The 21,048-nt window shown below is 50.9% G+C and carries 15 protein-coding genes; 5 read left to right on the top strand and 10 right to left on the bottom strand.

Annotated elements, in window-relative coordinates:
* Positions 1-80 precede the first annotated feature (80 nt).
* Positions 81-1,076, bottom strand: a complete 996-nt coding sequence (locus ACN0YR_RS01080; protein ID WP_417847351.1) for a PstS family phosphate ABC transporter substrate-binding protein — start codon at positions 1,074-1,076, stop codon at positions 81-83.
* Between the two features lie 465 nt (positions 1,077-1,541).
* Here ACN0YR_RS01080 and ACN0YR_RS01075 point away from each other — a divergent pair, with 465 nt between their 5' ends.
* Positions 1,542-2,699, top strand: coding sequence for a DUF1559 domain-containing protein (locus ACN0YR_RS01075; protein WP_417847350.1), 1,158 nt, complete (start codon positions 1,542-1,544; stop codon positions 2,697-2,699).
* Positions 2,700-2,792: 93 nt separating this feature from the next.
* On the opposite strand, the gene ACN0YR_RS01070 is transcribed toward ACN0YR_RS01075, so the two are convergent.
* Positions 2,793-4,622, bottom strand: coding sequence for an ATP-binding protein (locus tag ACN0YR_RS01070; protein ID WP_417847349.1), 1,830 nt, complete (start codon positions 4,620-4,622; stop codon positions 2,793-2,795).
* Positions 4,623-4,728: 106 nt separating this feature from the next.
* On the opposite strand from ACN0YR_RS01070, the gene ACN0YR_RS01065 reads away from it, so the two are divergent.
* Complete coding sequence (locus ACN0YR_RS01065) at positions 4,729-4,899, top strand: hypothetical protein (RefSeq protein WP_417847348.1); 171 nt, start codon at positions 4,729-4,731, stop codon at positions 4,897-4,899.
* Between the two features lie 161 nt (positions 4,900-5,060).
* Complete coding sequence (locus tag ACN0YR_RS01060; RefSeq protein WP_417847347.1) at positions 5,061-7,184, top strand: hypothetical protein; 2,124 nt, start codon at positions 5,061-5,063, stop codon at positions 7,182-7,184.
* 129 nt (positions 7,185-7,313) lie between these two features.
* Here ACN0YR_RS01060 and ACN0YR_RS01055 read toward each other — a convergent pair whose 3' ends face one another.
* Together ACN0YR_RS01055 and ACN0YR_RS01050 are read right to left on the bottom strand one after the other, a co-directional pair.
* Positions 7,314-8,501, bottom strand: coding sequence for a hypothetical protein (locus ACN0YR_RS01055; RefSeq protein ID WP_417847346.1), 1,188 nt, complete (start codon positions 8,499-8,501; stop codon positions 7,314-7,316).
* 214 nt (positions 8,502-8,715) lie between these two features.
* The gene (locus tag ACN0YR_RS01050; RefSeq protein ID WP_417847345.1) at positions 8,716-9,636 is read right to left on the bottom strand and encodes a sugar phosphate isomerase/epimerase family protein; all 921 of its coding nucleotides are present in this window, start codon (positions 9,634-9,636) and stop codon (positions 8,716-8,718) included.
* A gap of 252 nt (positions 9,637-9,888) precedes the next feature.
* On the opposite strand from ACN0YR_RS01050, the gene ACN0YR_RS01045 reads away from it, so the two are divergent.
* Positions 9,889-10,080, top strand: coding sequence for a hypothetical protein (locus ACN0YR_RS01045; RefSeq protein ID WP_417847344.1), 192 nt, complete (start codon positions 9,889-9,891; stop codon positions 10,078-10,080).
* Positions 10,081-10,115: 35 nt separating this feature from the next.
* On the opposite strand, the gene ACN0YR_RS01040 is transcribed toward ACN0YR_RS01045, so the two are convergent.
* Positions 10,116-11,000, bottom strand: a complete 885-nt coding sequence (locus tag ACN0YR_RS01040; RefSeq protein WP_417847343.1) for a carboxylesterase family protein — start codon at positions 10,998-11,000, stop codon at positions 10,116-10,118.
* Positions 11,001-11,316: 316 nt separating this feature from the next.
* Positions 11,317-13,983, bottom strand: coding sequence for a PQQ-binding-like beta-propeller repeat protein (locus ACN0YR_RS01035; protein ID WP_417847342.1), 2,667 nt, complete (start codon positions 13,981-13,983; stop codon positions 11,317-11,319).
* Positions 13,984-14,345: 362 nt separating this feature from the next.
* Here ACN0YR_RS01035 and ACN0YR_RS01030 point away from each other — a divergent pair, with 362 nt between their 5' ends.
* Positions 14,346-15,647 carry an amidohydrolase gene (locus ACN0YR_RS01030; RefSeq protein WP_417847341.1) on the top strand — a complete coding sequence of 434 codons (1,302 nt, stop codon included), beginning with the start codon at positions 14,346-14,348 and terminating at the stop codon, positions 15,645-15,647.
* Positions 15,648-16,003: 356 nt separating this feature from the next.
* Here the strand turns inward: ACN0YR_RS01030 and ACN0YR_RS01025 are convergent, their stop codons facing one another.
* From ACN0YR_RS01025 to ACN0YR_RS01010, 4 genes are all read right to left on the bottom strand, one after another.
* On the bottom strand, positions 16,004-17,152 hold the full coding sequence (locus ACN0YR_RS01025; protein ID WP_417847340.1) for a CynX/NimT family MFS transporter: 1,149 nt from the start codon (positions 17,150-17,152) through the stop codon (positions 16,004-16,006).
* Positions 17,153-17,475: 323 nt separating this feature from the next.
* Positions 17,476-17,706 (bottom strand): hypothetical protein, encoded by a 231-nt coding sequence (locus ACN0YR_RS01020; RefSeq protein WP_417847339.1) that lies wholly within the window; start codon positions 17,704-17,706, stop codon positions 17,476-17,478.
* A 569-nt stretch (positions 17,707-18,275) separates the two neighbouring features.
* Complete coding sequence (locus ACN0YR_RS01015) at positions 18,276-19,658, bottom strand: DUF1501 domain-containing protein (RefSeq protein ID WP_417847338.1); 1,383 nt, start codon at positions 19,656-19,658, stop codon at positions 18,276-18,278.
* A gap of 352 nt (positions 19,659-20,010) precedes the next feature.
* Entirely contained in the window at positions 20,011-21,018 is a 1,008-nt protein-coding gene (locus ACN0YR_RS01010; protein ID WP_417847337.1) for a helix-turn-helix domain-containing protein, read from the bottom strand.
* Between the last annotated feature and the right edge of the window lie 30 nt (positions 21,019-21,048).

The following is a 21,048-nucleotide window of genomic DNA, read 5'->3' as shown; positions in this document are numbered from 1 at the left end:
TGATCGAAAGAACAACTTTTCATTGAGGTTTCGAGTGGCACGAGATGACTCCAGAGTTGCGCGTTGCACGTATTAAATGATTACTTCGTTGATCCGGATTCGACATCCCGGCCAGCTGATTCAATTGCGTCTTCCAATGCATTGCGTTCCTCGCTGAGCAGCTTATCGCTAAGTCGGACATAACCGACTTCTCCTACGAGTTCTTGACCTTCTTGCAGGTAATACTGCAAAAATGTGGCCACTTCCGGCTTTTTCAACGATGCTTTGTTGACGTATAAAAAGAGCGGACGTGAGAGTGGAACATACTTTCCACCTTCAATGGATTCATCACTTGGCTTGACGCAATCGTTAGGGTTGCCTTTGTCCGCAACTCCAAGAACTTTGAGCTTATCTTTGTTCTTCAAGTAGTAAGCGTATCCAAAGTAGCCCAAAGCGTATTTGCTTCCAGAAACACCTTTCACGAGAACATTGTCATTCACACTGGGGCTGTAATCAGACCGGCTGGCTTTACTTTCTCCACAAATGGCTTCCGTGAAATAATCGAACGTTCCAGAGTCGGTGTCAGGACCAAAAAGTTTCATTTCTTTCTGCGGCCAACTCGGATCGACATCGCTCCACAGTTTCACCTGGCTGTCCGGGGCCCAGATCTTTTTGAGTTGTTCAACACTCAGGCAATCACACCATGTATTTTCCGGGTTCACGACGACAGAGAGCCCATCGATGGCAACGGTCAGTTCCAGATATTCAATTCCATTCTCCTTGCAAGCATCGATTTCCTGCTGCTTAATTGGGCGTGAGGCGTTGTTGATATCGGAGGTGCCTTCGATGAATTTGCTAAAACCCGGACCGGTCCCCGATGTTCCAACGACAACAGTTGTCTCAGACTCTTTTTCAAACTCTTCAGCCACCGCTTGAGAGATTGGATAGACCGTACTGGACCCGTCTATTGTGATATTAGGTTTCGCATCGCTCTCGGTAAGTACACTGCTATCTGCTGCATCTTTGACAGAACAACCCGCTGTGACAAAAGCAAGCATCGTGATGCTTGCACCCACAACGTACGCATGCTTCTTCATATTTCAATTCCTGACATTGAGTCCGCTGTGCGGCACTTTCAAATGGCCATCTTTCCCATCGATTTGAACCAGAGTGTACAGACAGATTGTGAAGTTTGTGGGCACTGAACTGTTAAGAAATGGTTAAGACCGCAGTTTGCTTGTTTTTTTGAAAATGATGCAGAGCCCTGATTGCAGTTCATTTCTGAAACGATTTGCAGGTTCGACTCTATCCCAGCAGCCCTCCTCAGAATTCATCAACGTTTCACGTTTTCACGCCATTGGTGTTAACAGTCGTTCGTATGCTTCCCCCTCAGTCAAGACAGAGGGCACATCATATTCAGCCAAGGGGGGGGCACGAAATGGATCACAATTGATGCAGGAAGATGTATCAACATCCAAGTGGACTGACAGGACAGAAGTGAATCAGAGATTCTCAACACACCAAAATTCTTGAAACGATTAACGCTTAACTGGAGTTAACCAATGAAACGGATTCGACATGATTTCCCTAAAGAAACATCGCCATCAGGCTTTACGCTGATTGAACTCTTGGTGGTCATCGCCATCGTCGCCATTCTCGTTGCTATCGTGACACCAGCACTGATGAGCGCTCGGGCAGCGTCTCGATCACTGGTCTGCAAAAACAACCTGAGAACGATCGGTGTTGGACTCCACGCTTTTGCCAGTGGTGACACTAGGAAACGTTACTGTACCGGAGCTTATGACTGGCGACGAGACGGTTGCCCTGACACATACGGCTGGGTAGCAGATCTCGTGAATTCGGGAATTTACACGCAGGAGATTCTATGTCCATCTTCCGACTTGCGTGGAAGTGAAAAACTGAACGACTTCATTGGAGTTGTCAACACGAGTAACAAAGACGGAGTTCCAGTAGAGAGACTTACCGCCGGTCGATGCTCAGATTGGAATAACTCTATCAGCCCTCCCGGATCTTCCGATCGTGTCGCTAAAGTGCGGCAACTGCTGGAAGATGGTTACGGTACCAACTACGCAGCTAGTTGGTACCTGGTTCGCTCTGGACCAAAAACAGATTCAGCTGGGAATACGATTTCCCAGCTGAAAGGTTACCAGGGAACGGGAGGACCACTGACAGAAAGGATGGTCGATAATTCCAAACTTTCTTCCACCACAATCCCGTTCATGGGGTGCGGAGCTCCAGGCGATATCGGCGAAGCCGTCCTTAGCCACGACCTCCCCGGTTACTTAGAAGCCGGGGAAAGACTGGCTGAATCATTTAATGATGGTCCGGCATACTGGGATAGTACGAGAGTCGCTTTAATGCCTGCTGGGACAAACATGAAAGGAGCTACTCCTAAAAAGCTGCCAGACACCGATTACCCAGGAGTCCCTGGAACTGATGGAATTTTGTGGTTGCAAGACACTCGGGACTGGTATGCTTGGCACGGCACTGGAAACAAGAAGCACTGCAACTTGCTCATGGCTGATGGAAGTGTCAAAGCGATCGCCGACTTGAATGGTGATGAGTACTTGAATCCCGGATTCAATGTCGATGGCACAGAAGGACACGGATTCCTGGATTCACAAGTCGAACTGCCTCCGAGTGAAGTTTACTCGGGCCCATTTCTGGGACGACAAATTCGCAAAGGGAACTTTGAATAACAGGACCTGACTATTTAGAACTGGTCCTGAAACTTGAAATTGCCCTCTCGAACGCTGAGAAAAGCGACGATTCCAGAGGTTTTCGGACTGGTTCTAGTCATTCGAAGCTTGGTTTTTTCGAAAGCCAGGCTTCTTCTCATTATGGGCTAATGGCAAACGGACCGTGAACGTACTTCCCTGCCCCGGTTCGCTGGCTACCTCGGCTTCGCCACCAAACTCCTGAGCCAGATGCTTGACAATGGATAGTCCTAAGCCTGTCCCGCCCATTTCACGAGAGCGTGCTTTGTCGACGCGATAGAATCGCTCAAAGACCCGCTTCTGGTGGTCTTTGGGAATTCCAATTCCTGTATCTTTCACTTGGATCGAAACCATCGAACCCTGCACCATCCAGTAAACGCTCACCTGGCCACCACTGGGCGTGTAGTTGATGGCATTGTCGATTAAATTATTCAGAATCGTCTGCAATCCTTCTGGATCAGCCAAGACGTAAATCTCGGTCGTGTGAGCCTGCATCGATAGCTGAATAGATTTTGTCTCACAAATTGTTGCATGCTGGCGAATGCACATGTCGACCGTCTCAACGAGAGGAACGGTAGAGACCTCAAAGGCGTCTGCCCCTGATTCAATACGAGAAATTCGAAGCAGATCAAGTATTAAGGCATGCAGCCGAGTTGCCTGTTCCTCAATGCCTTTAAGAAATTTGCGATTGTGGTCAGGATCATCGATCGCTCCTGACAATAAGGTTTCGGCATACGCTTGGATCGACGTCAGCGGCGTCTTCAGCTCATGTGAAACATTCGAGACAAACTCCTGTCGAATGTTTTCGAGACGGCGCAGGTCGGTGACATCGTGAAAGACCAGTACGACACCAGGACAGGGATCACCCGGTAATTGAGCGGCAAGCAATGCGACAATGGCTTCGGTCCGTGGTATCTCCAATTCAATGTTCTTTTGCCCTTTAGATTCCAAAGCACTTTTCACGACCTTCTGGATTGCAGGATTTCGTACCGCCTCCCAGATTGGCCGTCCGACAATTTCAGGAGCTGTTATCTCCAATAGCGAATTCGCAGCCTGATTGACAAAAAGAACACGCTCATTGCCGTCGACAGCAATCACTCCTTCAATCATTCCCCCCAGAACCGTTTCCAATCGCTCGCTGTTTTTGGCGAGTTCGGAACTCTTTTGATGTAATTCGTCAATCTGCGTCGAAAGTTTCCGACTCATCAGGTTAAAAGCCCCTGCGAGTGTTCCCAACTCGTCCCGGCTGGGAATGTCGACTTGCTGTCGAAGATTACCATCGGCAATCGCTTCTGCCGATTGAGTCAATACGATTAAGGGCCGAATGACCCGGCCGACGACGAAATATGTCAACGCCAGAGCCACGAGGCTGACAGTCATCGCTGTCACCCAGATCAATCGTTGCACCGATGCAACTTGTGCATTGATCGACTTCATTGTCATCGAAACTCTTACAAAACCGATGACTTTCCCATGTTGATCAACCCGTAGCGCGTAGTACATCGTAGGGATATCCAGCGTAGGACTTTGCCTTCGAGAGAGCCCAAATCCACTCGTCCTGGCCTGCCGCAATTCTTCTCGATTGTTGTGATTATTCATCACTTCCGGTGCCTCTGCGGAATCTCCAATGACTGTTCCCCCTTCGGCAATCAGTGTCATTCGGGTCCCATTTTGCTTCCCGAGTTTCTCCAGAGTTTGTTGAAGCTCGGCACTTGGTCCTTCTTCAAAAGAGTCCGCCATATGACTTCGCAAAATGACAGCTGAGTCATGCAAGCGTTGCTGCGCCTGTTCAATGACGATCTCTCGTTGCCGGCTCGATTGAATCGCAACGAAAGAGAGAGCCGCAACGAGAGTGAGTGCGGCATAAGTGCCAAAGATTTTCCAAAATAAACGAGAGGAGAGCATGCTCCGATTCCAGGTTGGCGATGATTTCGCAAGCGGCGGCTTCGCCACGCTGTTTTGTTAGTGATACTCAATAGAGGCTGGAAAGCCTAGCATCACAAAGAGATGAATGGAATTGTTCTGCGAAGCTCACGTCCCTCTACGTTCTCCACAATGTATGCTCACAGAACGACGCTTTGGAGTTGATCTGAAACCTGAATATGCTGTCACAATTATCGAGAAATTAACGATTCCAGAGGATTTCAAACTGATTGAATCCCCCATTGTCTCTGTCGTTTGAGTTCAGACAGTTTCACTTGCTGGAGCAATCTGCTCTAGTAGGCTTCCTTGTTTCTTAGAACTGATCCTGAAACCTGAACTTGCTCTCTCAAACATGGAGAAAAGCGACGACATCCGAGGGTTTCGGACTTGTTAAAAATATCGAATTCCAAAGGACAGAACATGCTCTCGATGAGTCTGAAACAATCCGTCGCCTTTTCGCTTGTGCTCTTGATGACTCTGAACACTTTCGGAGAAACGAAGCCGAAGAATATTGACGAGTTACGATTGGCTCGATCTCAGGCAGCCGGGCAGAAGCGCCGTCTGATCTTTAATAACGATGGCAACGAGCCGGTTTATCTCTGCGAGGACGATGTTTCGGCGGCTGGTTTGCTTAAGCATCGAACGACGCCCCTGGCAGGGACGCAACTCGACACGCTGTTTTATTGTACGTGGTCCTCTCCGTTTGGCTGTTTCACGCACAATACGAAGGTCGGCTCTTTATTTACAGCTGATCAGGATGGCTTTAGCAAGAACCAGACGCAGACATTCATCGACAAAGGTCTTGATCCGCTGACGATCATGTCTGATTTCAGCAAGCAAAATGGGATAGAACTTTTTTGGTCCATGCGGATGAATGATACTCACGACGCCTCGGGGGCCTGGTACGGACCTCTCATGCTGGCTGCCAGTTCACTGAAGCAAGAGCATCCCGAATGGCTCTTGGCAACGGCAAAGAATCGAAGCCGTATCGGAGGTTGGACGGCTGTCGACTACGGTCGCGAAGAAATCCGGGATTTGGCTTTTCGCTATTTCGAAGAGGTCTGCACCAACTACGATGTAGATGGCATCGAACTCGATTTCCTGCGGCACTCCGTCTTCTTCAAGTCTCATGCAAATGGCGGGACCGCGACCAAAGAGAACCTCGAACAGATGACCGACCTGATCCGTCGGATTCGTCAAATGACTGAAGAAGTTGGCCTGAAACGAGGACGACCGATTCTGGTCGCAATCCGCACACACGATTCGGTCGATTACTGTCGCGATGTCGGAATCGATTTGGAACGCTGGTTGAAAGAGGGGCTAGTAGACATACTTGTGGCAACCGGTTACTTCCGCTTGAATCCCTGGCAGCAAACTATTGCACTCGGAAAAAAATATGGTGTGGCTGTCTATCCCTGCTTGAGTGAATCTCGTGTTCGTGGTGAGGACCGATTTCGACGCAACTCAGTCGAAAGTTATCGCGGGCGAGCTGCCAACGCATTGGCGGACGGAGCAAACGGCATTTATCTTTACAACTACTTCAACCCTAATTCGACACTCTGGAATGAGTTGGGTGACACGAAAACGCTACAGTATCTCGACAAGAAATTCTTCGTCACAGTTCGTGATCGCAATCCAGAGAGCACTCTGATTGGCGGCAGTCAATACAGCACAATCCCATTGCTCACACCAAGCCATTCGCAAACGATTTCATCCAGTAAACCGCTGGCAACAGAAGTTCGAATCGGCGACGACATTGCTGCCGCAGCGAGTGCAGGACGCACGCCCAAAATTACTCTGCACATGAGAACTCCATTGTTGCTTCAGGCTAATCAGCTTGTCACAACTTTCAATGGAACGAAACTCGTTGACGGAGAACTCTTGAACGGTTGGATCGATTACGATGTCCCAGCAGCAGTTGTGAAACGGGGAGGCAACCAGGTCAGCGTTTCCGTTCGGCCTTTGCCTCAAGACGTCGACACATGGACTATCACATATGACGGTAGTGATAAGCCTACCAACATTTGGCGGCGTGATCCTGGTTCCGAGCGAACGATCGACACCTTGAGCGATGGAGCTTTGTTAATTGCTGATCGTGGCACCGCTTCAGGTGAGTATTGCTATTTTCGCACGCCTTGGGGGGCCGACCCGGGATCGGAAGCAGTCGCGGAGTTTCGCGTGAAGACTGTCTCTGGATCAAGTTTTGTCATTGTGTCGAATGGCATCTCTGGCGAGCGGCTCACGTTGGCGTCTGATCACATCTCGTTGTTCCACAATCGCAAGATTCGCTACGAGATGGACACCACTTCAGATTTCCACACCTACCGGCTCGTTCTGAATGGTGAAGACCTTCAGGTTTATGTTGATGGCACACTTCGCCTGGACGGCAAAGGGCAGCTCAAGCCACGTACAGGATACCCACGGAATGAAGTCGCCTTTGGAGCTTCGAACAGCACCGAGGTTGGCGAAGCATATTGGGACGACGTGAAAGTGCGAACCTCAAGTCTCAGTTGTCATGACATCGTGGTCAGTGTGGAGTATTGATCGTCTGCACTTTGTTTCATGCCCCGATATTCCTGAAGCCATCTGTTCGGGCATCACCTTTTCTGGTTGCGTTTCGCTCGTCGGTTCCTCGCAATATTGCCCGTTTTCCCTCTGTGCCGACTTTCATCGCTACGACTTTGGGCGGATTCCACGATAGAAGCGGCCAAGGGCGTCGACTTTCGACCAATCTTTGGAAACACCACTCCAGTGGAAGACCATCACGCCGGTCGAGGGCTGAGTTGTTCCAGCGTCGAGGACAGATGCTACTCGATCGACGGTTACAGGTTCTCCCCAGTCCGCCAATTGGACGATCGGCCAAATCTGTTGTTTTTCGCCCGGTTCACCTTTCAGGTTGAGCAGCTTGCCCAGACTCTTGGTTTGTTCCGCGACCCACGCGGGATTCTGTGGATGTCCGAAACGAGCGTGGTACGGCATTGTGCTGAAGACATCCAGATACTTCGCCTGAGCCGGAAGATCAATGGATAACTTGTGTCGAATTGCGTCTTCGTAGTCGTCACTTGACCAGGGACAGTGAAAAGTGCCGAGCAGGGCTTGCGGACGGACACCATTGAGGATGTCTCGGTATTCGCGCACCCAGTCGGTAAAGACGTCACATCGAAACTGAGTCCAGGCATCCCGATGAGGACCGAGCAATTGCTTGGCAGCTGCAGGGACAGAATCCGGTAATTGAATTCCTGTCTTTTGCTGGAACTGCTTCAAGGCTGCTGGAGAGAAATCCGTGTCGGGCATGACCGGTTCTGCTCGTTCCCAACTGGCATGCGAGTGATGATAGTCCAGCCAGATTCCATCGACCTCATAAGTCTCCAGAACTCGCCGGAATTCATCCATGCGGTTCTTTCGGTATCCGGCATCGAAGGGGCTGACACCTTGCCAGCCATGTGGAGGCGGAGAAGGTAAACCGTCTACTCCAATGGGAGCAGCTTGCGGGTGTTGTTTCAAATAGTTCGCGAAATGCATCGAGTTGTACTCAGCGAACACTTTGAGTCCAAGCTGATGGTACTGTTCGATTTTCTTCTGATTGAGACCTCCCGATCCGACCCAGATCGCATTGATTCCATAGTCAGCTGGAGTCTCTCCACGTTTTAAGATTACATCGGGAAACCCACCATAGATGCCGCGAATTTGAATCCATGGACGTGGCTTCAGTTGCTCCGATGCAGCAACTGAAGCGAAAGCAGTCCTGTCGAGTGAAGCAGTCATTGCTCCCAGAGAGAGGGCTCCGCCTGCGAAACTCTTCAAGGCGTCTCGTCGGGAAAATTCTCCAGAAAGATGTCGCTGATCGACTGGAAAAGACATGGAAGTAACGTCTCCTTGGCACAAAGTCAGTTGAACAGTGTGTCGCAGTCATAACATGATCAACATGCAGGACGTTGGACCTGCAAGACCATTCCCACGACCGCAGAATGCAAAATTGTCTTCAATACCTATCGCGACTGCCCCATATCGCAAACTATCTCAATTGCGGTTTACGATATGGTACAGTCCAGAGCGAACAGAATCAGTACGAGGATCAGGCTTTGGGAGTGAGGCCGAACACGCGGTCCATATTGGCAGAGACTTCTTTCAAACGTTCAAGGTCGCCACCTTTCACTTCCGCTGCTGCCCAGCCGGTGTATTTGATTTCGGCAAGAGCTTTTCGCACATCTGCCCAGTCGAGATCACCTTCACCGATGTTTGTGAATTTGTCCATCTCGCGAGAGAAGCCTTTCAGATCGAGCTTGACAATTCGTTTGCCGAGCTGCCGAATCCAGTCTCCCATGCTGCCATACTTCCAGTGGTTTCCAATGTCGAATTGCATGCCGACCCACGGTGAATGGAATTCGTCAACGTACTTAACAAACTTGTCGGCGGTCTGGGTGTGGTCTCCATCATGGTCGTAACAAAACTGATTCCAGACATTTTCGATGGCAATATGAATGCCAAGTTCTGCAGCCAGCGGCAATGCCTTCGAGATATTCTCAATCGATCGCTTCCAGATTTCTTCTTCCGGACCATCACTTCCCCGCCCAACGACAAGCAGGACAGTGTTGCCTCCAACAGCATGTGTCTGACGAAGAGCTTCCTGCAGACTGGCAAGAGCCTTCGCGCGAACTGATGCATCCGCATCTGTGTGGCGAACCGACCAATGTCCGGCGTTCACCGATCCATCGACCGGAAGCCCTGTCGCTTTGATAGCGGCTCGAACTTCTTTAACGTCGATCCCCGGGCAGTTCAATTCGATCCCATCGAAGCCAGCTTCTTTCGCGATCGCAAATTTCTCTTCGAGAGACTTACCACCTTGGACCATTCCAATTTTAAGCGTTTTGTAGAGGCGACCGTTGAGATAGCCTCCTTCACTCTCCGCACCACGTGCAAGCAATGGGCCCGAAACACTCGCCGCAGCTGCCAGCAGCACAAATTGACGACGAGATAGTGAATTCGAAGAGAGCATGATCAATTCCTTGAAGGTAGGTCGAATGTCGTGACTTAAATTTATGATAGCGTAAATTAGTAAATTGGCAGTGCTGATTCGAGTCAAAATGGTAGCAGGCTGAACAGCGACATGACACTGAGACTGCCTGTTACTTTGATTCCAGGAACCTGAATGCCAAGGCGATATCTAAGGATGACTGATTCAGCCCTGAAGGGAAGCCATTAGGTAAAACTCTTAATGCAAAGAATCATAACTTATCGAAATCGATAAATGATAATTTGCGAATTCAACAATGAAGATCGACTTTGTCTGGAAAAGAGTCACTTCGCAATTGTGATTCACGAGGTGACTCCTGTTGTTTCAGTCACCGTCTTTTTCGAGGATTCCAATGTTGGCTGTGCCGGAGCAAGTCAGTTCCATGAATTCAAAACTGCTCGCCACAAGGCAGAAAGAAAAGAATAAAAGAAGAATTCGCCATCAGGGCTTGGCGAACGTTCTTATTTCGAGAGTTTGTCAATCAGGTAGTCCGTTGAGTTTTTGTATTTCGGTTTTTCGATTCCGGGGTGCACGAGTACGGTGTCGACTCCGATTGCTTCAAGTCGTTCCGCAAGCTTCACGCCCATGATTCCCGAATGGGTTGGGTCTTTAGGGGATGCTCCCACGACTGGAACTTCTCCACGATAGAATAATGCGATTGGTGGATCGTCTTTGGAAACGTGCTCAATTGGTGAGTATTCATGAATCCAGGGGAGGACCTTCTCACGATTGTCAATTACGTTTTGGAGATCCTTGTAGCCAAAAGCATGAGCCCCATACCGATAGTTCGGCATCCATTCTCGTAACTCTTTAGGATCGAGAGAGACTTGAGCTCCGTTTACTGCTGCACAATATAGTCGCGTTGATTCACGTGCGATCGGATCATCACTTTTTGGGTCTGCCATGTCGTCATGAAAGGCGAGCCATAAGGAAGTGCAGGCCCCTGCAGAACCACCTGTTGCTCCGATTTTTGTCTTATCGAGGTTCCACTCCTTAGCTTTGGAACGAATGAATTGCAAAGCTCTCGCAGCATCGCCCAGAGGAGCTTTCACGGGAGGCACCACATTCTCCTCCTCTCCGTTTTGAACATAGCGATAGTTGATCGCGATAACCGAGATTCCTTTGTCCAGAAAGGCCTTGGGATTCGTTTTCTTGTCGCCACCGCGCCATCCGCCACCATGAATGTAGAGCACTACCGGTGTCGGCGAATCGGATTTCGCTGGGTAGAAGTCAAGCACATTCCGGGCATGAGGTCCGTAGGAAACATTGAGTTGCGGCTGCAGGTCTTCAGCCTGACAGATTGAACTGAAAGAGAGAGCAGTTAACAGTATCAGCGAGTAGCGCATGAATTGTCACTCCAGAAGTTAGGTCAGTAAGAGGCTGCCGCCAAAGACTCACATTGTGACAGCTGAAATTACACGTTAGCGGGAAGTTCTCACACTTCGCCAGTGACAGAGTCAAATGAAAAATGACATCGCAAAAAATGAATTGAATTTGATTCGGGATGCTCGTCTGCTCGTTTGTTCTACGGTGAAAATAATCGGCTTGCTGCTTTTGAGAAGATCGAAAATGTTCTTGCCGGTTCGCGATGAAAATTGCATCGCGAACCGACTGTTTTCGCACTCCCCTCCTCTGCCAGACTGCCGCAAACCGCACGGCGGTTCAAGGACGCTCCCAGACTGCAGGGAGATTCTTTGATTCCTCTCCATAGGTCTGGGAAACAATAAACCCACTGGCCTGAGACATATAAAAAATCCGGCCGTTAGAAACCACTGCGCCGAGGCATTCACGTGAGTCGATGGCGGGGCCGGTTGATACGAGTTGACCATCCTTTGACAGGTCGATCATGTCCATATTCGCTCCGAGAACGTAGGGTTCGGAGAGCGTAAAGCGACAACAGGCGTAGTTGTGGCCGACCGTGTTAATCACTTTTCCAGTCTCGCGATCATAGACGTTACCCACGCCACGCAGGGCATTGGAGAAGATGAACTCTTTGCCGACTGAAACGACGTTGAGCGCGGAGGTCACCGGATCAGACTGCCAGACCAGCGAGCCATCTTTGGCGTCTAGACACCAGACGAAACGGTCTTTGGCAGATTGCCGGGCGGCTGCGAATCCGCCGAGATAGATTCGCCCGTCGCGTGCGCTGATCGTGCACTTGGACGTGACGTGATAGTCGGTCGTTGACCAAACTACATCCCCGCTCGCGGGATCCATGCAGGCTGTGAAACCGTTGTTCTCGACAGGCAGCCCACGGCGTCTTTTTTGCTCGGTGTCGTACCCGAAGTAAACGGAGTAATAGAGCTTCCCGTCAAGGATGCAGATCCCACAATCGTTGCCGCCTCGGCCATACTCCGAGAAGTCTTTGTGCCAGACGACCTCCCCGGTGTCCAGGTCCCAGGCCCAGACTTGAGGCTTATGATTCTTCGGAGAGTACGGTGTTGCGTTGGCGAAAATCCAACTCATCACTTCGCGACCATCTCCGGAAGGATTGGGGTCTCCCTTGAAGACGAAGGCCTTTTCTGATCCCTGAGCGGCATACTCACCGGAACCGGATGCGTAGATTGCTACATTGCCATGAACGACCGGAGGAAACTGCCGGCTCCAACCGGGAGAACCTGTAAACGGCGCCTCCCACAGCAGCTTACCGTTTTTCGCGTCGAGACAGCGAACGCGAGATTGCTGTATCCCCCCCTGTGGAATGAGCAATTTCTCTTTGTAGTAGAGCGGCGAAGTGAAAGAGAGATAAACATGAGGCCAGTACCGACGCCACAGCATGCGTCCCGTATCCTGTTCCACTGCCATCACCTGACCTTCAGCCGTGTGAAGATACATTCTGCCACCGCCACAAACCGGCAAGTGTTTCACTGTCCCTTCCAGTCGGCGTGCCCATCGCATGCGCAATGGTGGTTTCAGGTCCTGGTCGTTTGCGTTTGAACCCTGGAAGTCACCATAGTTGGAATACCAGTTGAACTCTTCACCCGACTTCGGCCCAGTGAGAGGACTGCGGACTTCGGTGACTCCGAGATCTTTGTCAGGAAGAGATGCCTTTCCATTGGAACCAAAGACATACAGGTATCCATCTTCACATGCCGCGTAGACTCGCCCATCCGAGATCCCAAGAGGTGCAGTGATGGGGACGCTCCACGCGGTCGAGTACGATCGCTCCTCGCCGCCGCGGATAGGGACTACATGAAGCTTTCCATCCAAACCGCCATAGAGAATGTGCTCGCGCGTGATGATCGGTGGGCTGATGGAGGGGGCTTCACACAGCACCTCGACCTCTTCTGCATCCGGTGCGTGTCGACAGAGTCCTAAACCGTGCTCGGGGCGTGTGCGATAGACGACACCATCCTGTACGGCAACGCTGGCGAAACTCAGCAGGCCCGGGATGTTGATGGCAGTCTCCGTCCCTTTCACAAATTCGGCTTTCACCTCGCCCTCTTCAAGCTTCAAAATCTCGACACGTCCGGCGTTGTCGCGTCGATGCCATTGAATGTAGACATTCCCCTCTTCGTCTGCACTCTGTCCAAAGGTTGCTGGGTACTCTTTGCCCGCATAAGCCGGAATCTCTCCGACAGTACGCAACACAGGCTTGTCTCCCGCGTCTTCAACGAAAACTGTCCGCCCACCGGCCGGCATCACAACCATGTTGCCCACCAGGCTGATGTCGCGGGAGCAGACAAAATGATCCTTCCAGTTGACCCGGTCCCCCCGGAACTTGACCCAGTCGGAACCGAGCCACCGGTCCCCCGTGAAGCCAACAACTTCCTTAACAAAGTCCCAGTTCCAAACCTCTTGACCATCCGGCTCCAAAGCATAGATACGAGCACCAAGAGTGGCGAAGTAGACCCGTTCTTCGCCGACCACAGGCGCGGAGAAAATCGGTTCGCGGCAATCAATTTCACTGACTATCTTTCCGGTCGCTGCTTCGAAGACATAGTAATAACCAGCAGTCGTCCCCACATGTAAATACTGCCCCGCTACAGCGGGCGCCGCGACGTTATTGCAATTCCCTTTCCCGCCGCGGGTCTCGTGCCTCCAGATCACCTGATGCGATGTGGCATCGATCGCGAAGACCACACCAGAACCGTCAATGACGAAGATGCGTCCATCGGCAATTGCCGGAGCAGCAAAAATCGCGTCCGTCGTCGGGACGGCCGCGAGCAGACCGAGATCGGTAGGAACCTCTTCGGTCAGTGCATTTCCCGAGCGTTGTGCATTCCCCTGAAGCTGTGTCCATTCAGCAGACGCGGTCGCAGCGACCATGGTGACGATCGCTCCGAAGAGGAATCGTTTCACGTTTTCATGCATAGCATTGATATCCATGTCTCGTTTTTTTAGAACAGATTCTGAAACCTGAATTCGCTCTCACAAACAATGAGAAGAGCGACTATTCCGATAGTTTCCGAACTGGTTCTAGATTGTACTGATGTTCTACATTGTGTTTATCTCCAACAGGGTTTGTCTACCTACTCTGTCACGATGGTGAATCACCTTGACGCGTGGGTTGAAATATGAACACACCTTTGATCTGGAATCCTTCAGGTTGAGCCTCACTGAAAAGATTTCATCTGATCGACTCGGCAACAATTATCCCGCGAAACCCTTCTGTCTCGTCGACTACACTTTTCAGAACAGTGGGGTATACAATCCTGACTCAACTCTTTGGTCTATTGAGCGTGGTACACATGAAGTCTGTTTTGAAAATATTTACCGTTCTGGTCGTTGCCCTCAGCTCTCCAATCTGTAGTGCTCAAACTGTGGAAGAATGGACAGAAGCGAATTTGGATTCGCTGGTCAAACTGTACATGCACTTGCATACCCATCCTGAACTCTCCTTTCAGGAAAAGGAAACGTCAAAGCGAATTGCCGCAGAATGGGAAAAAGCTGGGTACGAAGTCACATCCAACGTCGGTGGCTTTGGAGTCGTGGCAATTCTTAGAAACGGAGATGGCCTGACGCTCATGCTGCGAACAGACCTGGATGCCCTGCCGGTGAAAGAAGAGACCGGATTGGAATATGCCTCAAAAGTGACTGTCACGAATGAGGACGGCAGCAAGACTGGTGTCATGCATGCGTGCGGCCACGACATTCACATGGCAAATCTGGTCGGCGTGGCTCGCTATCTTGCCAGCTGCCAGGACCGCTGGCAGGGAACTTTAATCCTGATCGGCCAGCCAGCCGAAGAACGCGTTGCCGGTGCGAAAGCGATGCTCGAGGATGGCTTGTTCACGAGGTTTCCCAAACCAGATTTTGGAGTCGCGTTGCACGTCGGTTCTGATATTGCAGCCGGGAAAGTCGGCTACCGGGCAGGATATGCTCTGGCGAATGTGGACAGTGTTGACATCACAGTGAAAGGTCGCGGCGGTCATGGTTCCGCGCCGCACACCACCGTGGACCCGATTATTCAGGCGGCTGAATTGGTCGTTGCTTTACAGTCGATTGTCAGCCGCGAGATCAAGCCGATCGAACCTGCCGTGATTACAGTCGGCTCCATTCATAGCGGAACCAAGCACAACATCATCAGCGATGAATGCAAACTACAACTGACAGTCAGAAGTTATTCCTCCGAAGTTCGTCAGCAGCTACTAGACGCAATTGAACGAAAAGCGAAAGCTGTCGCCATCGGACACCGCGCTCCCGCGCCGGTGGTGAAATTTTCAGAAGGAACGCCTTCGCTTTACAACGACGATGACCTCACCGCAAAACTGAGCTCTGTATTTGTACGCACATTGGGAGTAGACAATGTCGAACAGGTTGACCCTGTCATGGGGGCGGAAGATTTCAGCTTGTACGGCAAAGCTGGAGTCCCCATTCTGATGTATCGATTGGGCAGCGTCAGTCAACGGCGGCTCGATCAGCTCAAAATGGCTGGTCGCACACCACCATCATTGCATTCGTCAGCCTACTACCCCGATTTCGAACTGACTCTGCAAACCGGCATCGCAACGATGTCGAACGTCGCTCTGGAACTCCTGCCACGGCAATGATGTCTGAGCGAATTCGGTTAAAAGCAGTCTCAAATCCTATGGAATTGTGACTTTTTTCTGTACTGAAGCATCTTTCGAATTGGTTTGCAGGATCTGCCTCGTGGCGAACAGCATTTTTACTGGAGGAATGCGTTCTTCACGGGCACACGGTAGAGCAAACTGCTCTAGAGAAGTGAACAGTAAGTTTTGAGACCAGAACCAGAGCGACTCGAATTCTCAAGCCGCTTTCCGTTTAGAATTCATCCAGAATACTTCATCAGCCCGTGCCAGGTATTAAAAACTCTAAGTAGAGCTCGTCTGCGGCACTGCAAGGTTCAAGTTGAGCCGGAGGCTACGTGTTGGACAGGTGGACAGCCTTATTCGAGTGTTTGCGGTGAGCCAGCTCCCCAGCCCATTCCAAGTTTTACGATTCCAACAGCGAATAAAAACAGAAAGGACCAAGTCCAGCTCTGCGTGAAATCAAACAGTACGCCAAACAGCAACGGCCCGATCGCTGCGACCATGTAGCCGATTGACTGTGCAAATCCGGAAAGTTCTGTAGCGGTTTCTGTGCCGCTAGATCGAAGCACAATGAACAGCAACGCCAATCCGAACGAGCCTCCCAACACGAATCCAATTAACGAAACCCAGAGTGCAATCCAACCTGTCTGGTCGAGCAAAAGACCAGCAAGTCCGACGGATTCGATCAACGATAAGCAGAGGACAATGCCGCGCTGGTCAGTTGTTCTTCCCGCGAGTGTGGGAATTATCAGCGAACCGAAAATCCCCATCGCTTGCGACAATGACAACATCCATCCGGAATATGTCGCATCGTAACCCCGGCTCATCAGAATCGCAGGCAACCATGCCAGGACCACGTAAAAAGTCAGGGACTGCAGGCCCATAAACAGCGCGACCTGCCAGGCCAGGGACGAGCCTCCAAGATGCTTCATAGCCTTTTGAAAACTTCGATTCGGTTCAGATCTCGTAAGGCGTCGAACCTGTGGTAACCAAACAATAAGGGCGACTGCTGCGGGGATCGACCAGACGCCCAACGCGCCCCGCCAGCCCAGATTCATTTCGACCGCCAAAGGAACGCTGAACCCTGCAGCCAGCGATGCCCCCAACGCCATCGCACTCGAATAGAGACTGGTTATGAATCCAGAATGCGAAGAAAAATTGCGTTTTGTTAAACTCGGCATCAACACGTTGCCAAACGCGATCGCAATTCCCACAAGTAGTGTCCCGAAGTATAACGCGGGCAGCCAGGCGATGGCCCGCATGGAAGTCCCCATGACTAACAACACCAACGCCATCAACAATGTGCCCCCAATCCCCAGTCGCCGCGTAAACAGTGGCGTTAATGGGGAGATGACTCCGAAGGCGATCAAAGGCAGCGTAGTCAATAGTCCTAGCTGAGAATTGGAGAGACCAGTCGTCAGGCGGATGTCTTCAATCAGTGGGCCAACGCTTGCCAGTGCCGGCCGCAAGTTAATAGCAACCAGCAGGATTCCGATAAGCAACAAAAGATTGGCCGAACGTGATTGACGCTGCACCGAATGAACTGGCAACGGTTCGGGCGTCAACACAGGAGCCACGCCCACTTTATGGTCTGTACTTTTGATGATGAATCTTCCGTATAAGAGATAATAAGTCTTCGACGTCGGATTCGGCGTCGTTTATTTCGCAACCGAGTTTCGAGATTCGAAAATCAGGATTTCGGTTTCCCGCACTTTCGACGATCCGGGCTCGTTCAGCCGATGTCCGAGATCACTCGGTGTTCTGTCACTTTCAAGCATAAACTTTGTTGGATGAATTTGTTCATTCATGGAACTCAAGACGGAACGCTTTAACGCCTTAGAGCATCTTTCGAATTGGTTTGCAGGTCCTGCCTCGTAGTGAACAGCATTTTTCCTGGAGAAATGCGTTCTTCACGGGCAAACAATAGAGCAAACTGCTCTAGCAAAGCTAACAGTGCTACTCGATGGGAGATGAATTTCCGGTAAATGAACTGCTTGCCCTCATCCACGGTGAACTCTGGAATCATACCCAAAGCTCTGAGCGATGAAAGTGCTGCCATCTGTAATTCTCGGTTCATACATCACCTGCGAATACAACTAAGCCGTATCCATCTTGATTAAGTATTCTGTACGATCAGAAGCGTACAGGTAACATGGCCAGTCGGCCTGCGGATTTTCGCTCAGCGCCGCTCCAATCAGCTTGCCTTCCCTGATCTTCGCATTGAGTTTCCGGGACAGTCGAGAGAACATCGAATGCGAGTGAGCGATTCATCACACGATACGCACTCTTCTCGGACACGAGAAATCAGAAAGTGTTCCAGTGTGCCCTTTGTTTCGAGGGAAATTCTCGAAAACAGAAAACGGCGTCAAAAACCGCGTCTGACCAACGATGTACTTCATTGTGCGAACTCTTCTGCACTTCGTCGAGGTCACCCTGGCATTCCAATCCGGCATGGCGGACAGATTCTGTTGAACAAACGGGCCGTCCCTTACCAAACTCGTAGCAACAGCGCGAAGAAATTTTGAGATGTCTGTTCACACTTCAAGAAGGACGCAAATGGCAATTCTATTCGCCCCACGAAGAGTCATCCAACAGATGCTCTTATGCATCAAAAGCCACTGAAGCTTTTCAAATCAGCCCAGGAATCGGCTTCCCTGATCGAATAATCGGAGTCGGTCGACCGGAAAAGTCCGCAATGGTTTGGTCGATATCGATACCAAGGTGATGATAGATTGTAGCGAGAAAGTCTTCCGGACCGACTCTTTCAGAGATCGGGTCTTCCCCTTTTGCGTCAGTGGCACCGATCACGTTTCCTGTGGTGATACCTCCACCTGCAAAGAGCATCGACCCCGCGCGGGGCCAGTGATCTCGACCTGGCTGAACTGTTCCTGCAGGACTGCTTGCGACACCACCTCCGCTACTGGCTACATGACTGATCCGAGGTGTGCGACCAAATTCGCCAGTCACCACGACCAGAACACGTTTGCTTAATCCTCGTGCATAGACATCTTCGATCAGCGCTGAAACCGCCTGGTCAAAATAAGGTGCACGAAACTGCAAAGCGTCGAACACATGGTGATTGACCGCATGGTCATCCCAGTTCGCCACACGTCCGCACAAGGGGCCATCGAACTCTGTTGTAATAATATCGACACCAGCTTCGACGAGGCGCCGTGCCATCAGGCACTGCTGCCCCCAGCGGTGCATTCCATATCGCTCACGAGTTTCTTGGGGTTCACGAGTCAAATCGAATGCCTCGCGTGCCTTCGAACTCAATAACAACTCCATGGCTTGCGTTTCGAACTGGCCAAGCGAATGCATCAATCCCGATTGGTCAAGACCATCTCGCAGGCGATCAAGACCACGCCGCAGACTGACTCGGTTTTGCAATGTCTCTCGCTGAGCGTCACTGCTGAGCCCGATGTTCGGGACTTGAAATTCAGGATGGCTCGGATCACCGGTGATTTGAAATGGTCCAAATCCGGGGCCTAAATAGGTCGGGCCGGCAATTGTGAAACTGTCGTAGCGATCCACTGGATTGACAGCAATATAGTTCGGGATCTCACGTGACTCATCTTTCCGCATGGAGTTCGCAATTGACATCCAGTCGGGATACTTCGGTGTCAGCTTATCGGCTGCGTCTGGATCACCGGACAGCATTTGCAGCGAACCTGCAGGATGACCACCTCCAGTATGTGACAGTGAGCGGACAAGTGTGTATTCGTGAGCACGCTGAGCGAGTCGCGGAAGAAGTTCTCCAATCTGGATGCCCGGAATGTTCGTCGAGATGGGTGAAAACGGACCGCGATAGTCGCTGGGAGCGTTCGGCTTTGGGTCGAATGTTTCAAGATGACTCGCTCCACCGCGCAGCCAAACTAAAATAACCGCTGTCCGCTCGGCGGTTTGCTGCTTCGCCTGGGCCTGTAATTGAAGAAGAGATGGCAAGCTTAATGCGGCAAACCCATTCAATCCGGTTCGCAAAAACTCGCGCCGAGGCAAACCGCTGTTCATTTTCTCACCCTTACGATTTTTGAAGTTCGAATCCGCATTGATGATGCTTTATACCTCCTTGCCTCACAAAGTGATACGTCAGGAATGTTCATCACAGACGACTTTCCCCGTGCCATGAAATTGGCTTCATCTTACACTCGTAGAATATTGCATAGAACGAATGGCGTTCCCTTCGCAATCAGGGACTTTCGTCCACCCGCAGAGAAAGTCAGCGACGAACAGAAATTTTATTGATCAAACGCGATCTTCACGGGTACACAGTAGAGCAAATGACTCTAATTTGACCTCCCCCGCTCAAGATCCCTCATGTCGAGCCTAAATTGCATTGCGGCAGACTCCGAGGGGATTCTTGTCACTGGTCAACATGACATTGAGCACGATACTCTCCGGGCGTTGTCCCAGTCATACGCCGGAAACTACGAACGAAGTTGTTTGGAGCCGAAAATCCAAGTTCGAAGGCAATCTCGCGAATCGTCATTTGTGGAATCGCCAGCATCTCGCAGGCAACGTCAAAACGAAGTCGATCAAGTAGACCGGTGTAGCTCGTCCCCGCTGCTTTGAGTTGGCGCTTCAATGTCCGCGGGCTGACATCAATCATCCAACCGACGAGTTCTAAAGTCGGTAGTTTTCCGGAAGGAAACTGTGATGAAAGCAGCCGGTAAAGTTTCTCGACGACGGGGGGACTCCCTTCTGGGCCAAATTGCCAGTCCGTCCCCGAAGCAGTCTCTGTTAAGTCCTTCCATCCATGCAATCGCCGACTGAGAAATGCAGTTGGAAAGGCCATGCCAGTCGAATTGTGGTGAATCCCGGTGTGACACTCCTCAAAGGGTTCCACTGCGCGATGCCGACCTTCTATATCGACAACTGTCCGAAATCTCTGAGGCCGCCAGTTCTCATCGGCAGTTGCACGAATCAATTGATAAAAAACCGCCAGAGTCATGTCGTTGATGTAGGTCTGCCCCGGAGAATAAACATTGGATTCCCTATAGCAAAACCAGGTTGTCTCACCATCGTTCTCCAAATAATATTCACTCCCCTCGTACGCCAAACTCCCCAAGCGTGCAGCCACCTCCAGAGCTTCCTTCACGGTCTTGCATGATTGCATCGCCACCGCGATAGGACCAAGATGCTTCATTTCGAAATTCAGATAAGCCGAGAAAACGGCCTCTTGGCAACGCAGTTTGTGGACGACGTCATACGTGAAGTCGTAAACCTGCTTTTTCCCGACCCATCCACCTGCTTCCACCATCTCTGCTGGAATTCTTGCCCGGTCTAGGAACTTCTCGCTACGGGAACCGGACTGATCCAGGAATTGAACCACAGGGGCTAGTACACCGGCGTTAAAGAGGTGGATGTCCATGTTGTCACCATCAGTGGGAAAATGGCCCGA

This window comes from Thalassoglobus sp. (assembly GCF_048270125.1).
Classification (GTDB): Bacteria; Planctomycetota; Planctomycetia; order Planctomycetales; family Planctomycetaceae; genus Thalassoglobus.
The sequence above is the reverse complement of the archived record's forward strand: the minus strand, read 5'-3'. Positions and strand labels throughout refer to the sequence as shown.

Excerpts from the sequence above, each read along its gene's own strand:
- ACN0YR_RS01010 (WP_417847337.1), bottom strand. The coding sequence starts at position 21,018 with ATGGACATCCACCTCTTTAACGCCGGTGTACTAGCCCCTGTGGTTCAA.
- ACN0YR_RS01050 (WP_417847345.1), bottom strand. The coding sequence starts at position 9,636 with ATGCTCTCTTCGAATTCACTATCTCGTCGTCAATTTGTGCTGCTGGCA.
- ACN0YR_RS01065 (WP_417847348.1), top strand. The coding sequence starts at position 4,729 with ATGGAATTGTTCTGCGAAGCTCACGTCCCTCTACGTTCTCCACAATGT.
- ACN0YR_RS01040 (WP_417847343.1), bottom strand. The coding sequence starts at position 11,000 with ATGCGCTACTCGCTGATACTGTTAACTGCTCTCTCTTTCAGTTCAATC.
- ACN0YR_RS01060 (WP_417847347.1), top strand. The coding sequence starts at position 5,061 with ATGCTCTCGATGAGTCTGAAACAATCCGTCGCCTTTTCGCTTGTGCTC.
- ACN0YR_RS01075 (WP_417847350.1), top strand. The coding sequence starts at position 1,542 with ATGAAACGGATTCGACATGATTTCCCTAAAGAAACATCGCCATCAGGC.
- ACN0YR_RS01070 (WP_417847349.1), bottom strand. The coding sequence starts at position 4,622 with ATGCTCTCCTCTCGTTTATTTTGGAAAATCTTTGGCACTTATGCCGCA.
- ACN0YR_RS01080 (WP_417847351.1), bottom strand. The coding sequence starts at position 1,076 with ATGAAGAAGCATGCGTACGTTGTGGGTGCAAGCATCACGATGCTTGCT.
- ACN0YR_RS01045 (WP_417847344.1), top strand. The coding sequence starts at position 9,889 with ATGATAATTTGCGAATTCAACAATGAAGATCGACTTTGTCTGGAAAAG.
- ACN0YR_RS01015 (WP_417847338.1), bottom strand. The coding sequence starts at position 19,658 with ATGAACAGCGGTTTGCCTCGGCGCGAGTTTTTGCGAACCGGATTGAAT.
- ACN0YR_RS01055 (WP_417847346.1), bottom strand. The coding sequence starts at position 8,501 with ATGTCTTTTCCAGTCGATCAGCGACATCTTTCTGGAGAATTTTCCCGA.
- ACN0YR_RS01035 (WP_417847342.1), bottom strand. The coding sequence starts at position 13,983 with ATGGATATCAATGCTATGCATGAAAACGTGAAACGATTCCTCTTCGGA.
- ACN0YR_RS01020 (WP_417847339.1), bottom strand. The coding sequence starts at position 17,706 with ATGGCAGCACTTTCATCGCTCAGAGCTTTGGGTATGATTCCAGAGTTC.
- ACN0YR_RS01030 (WP_417847341.1), top strand. The coding sequence starts at position 14,346 with ATGAAGTCTGTTTTGAAAATATTTACCGTTCTGGTCGTTGCCCTCAGC.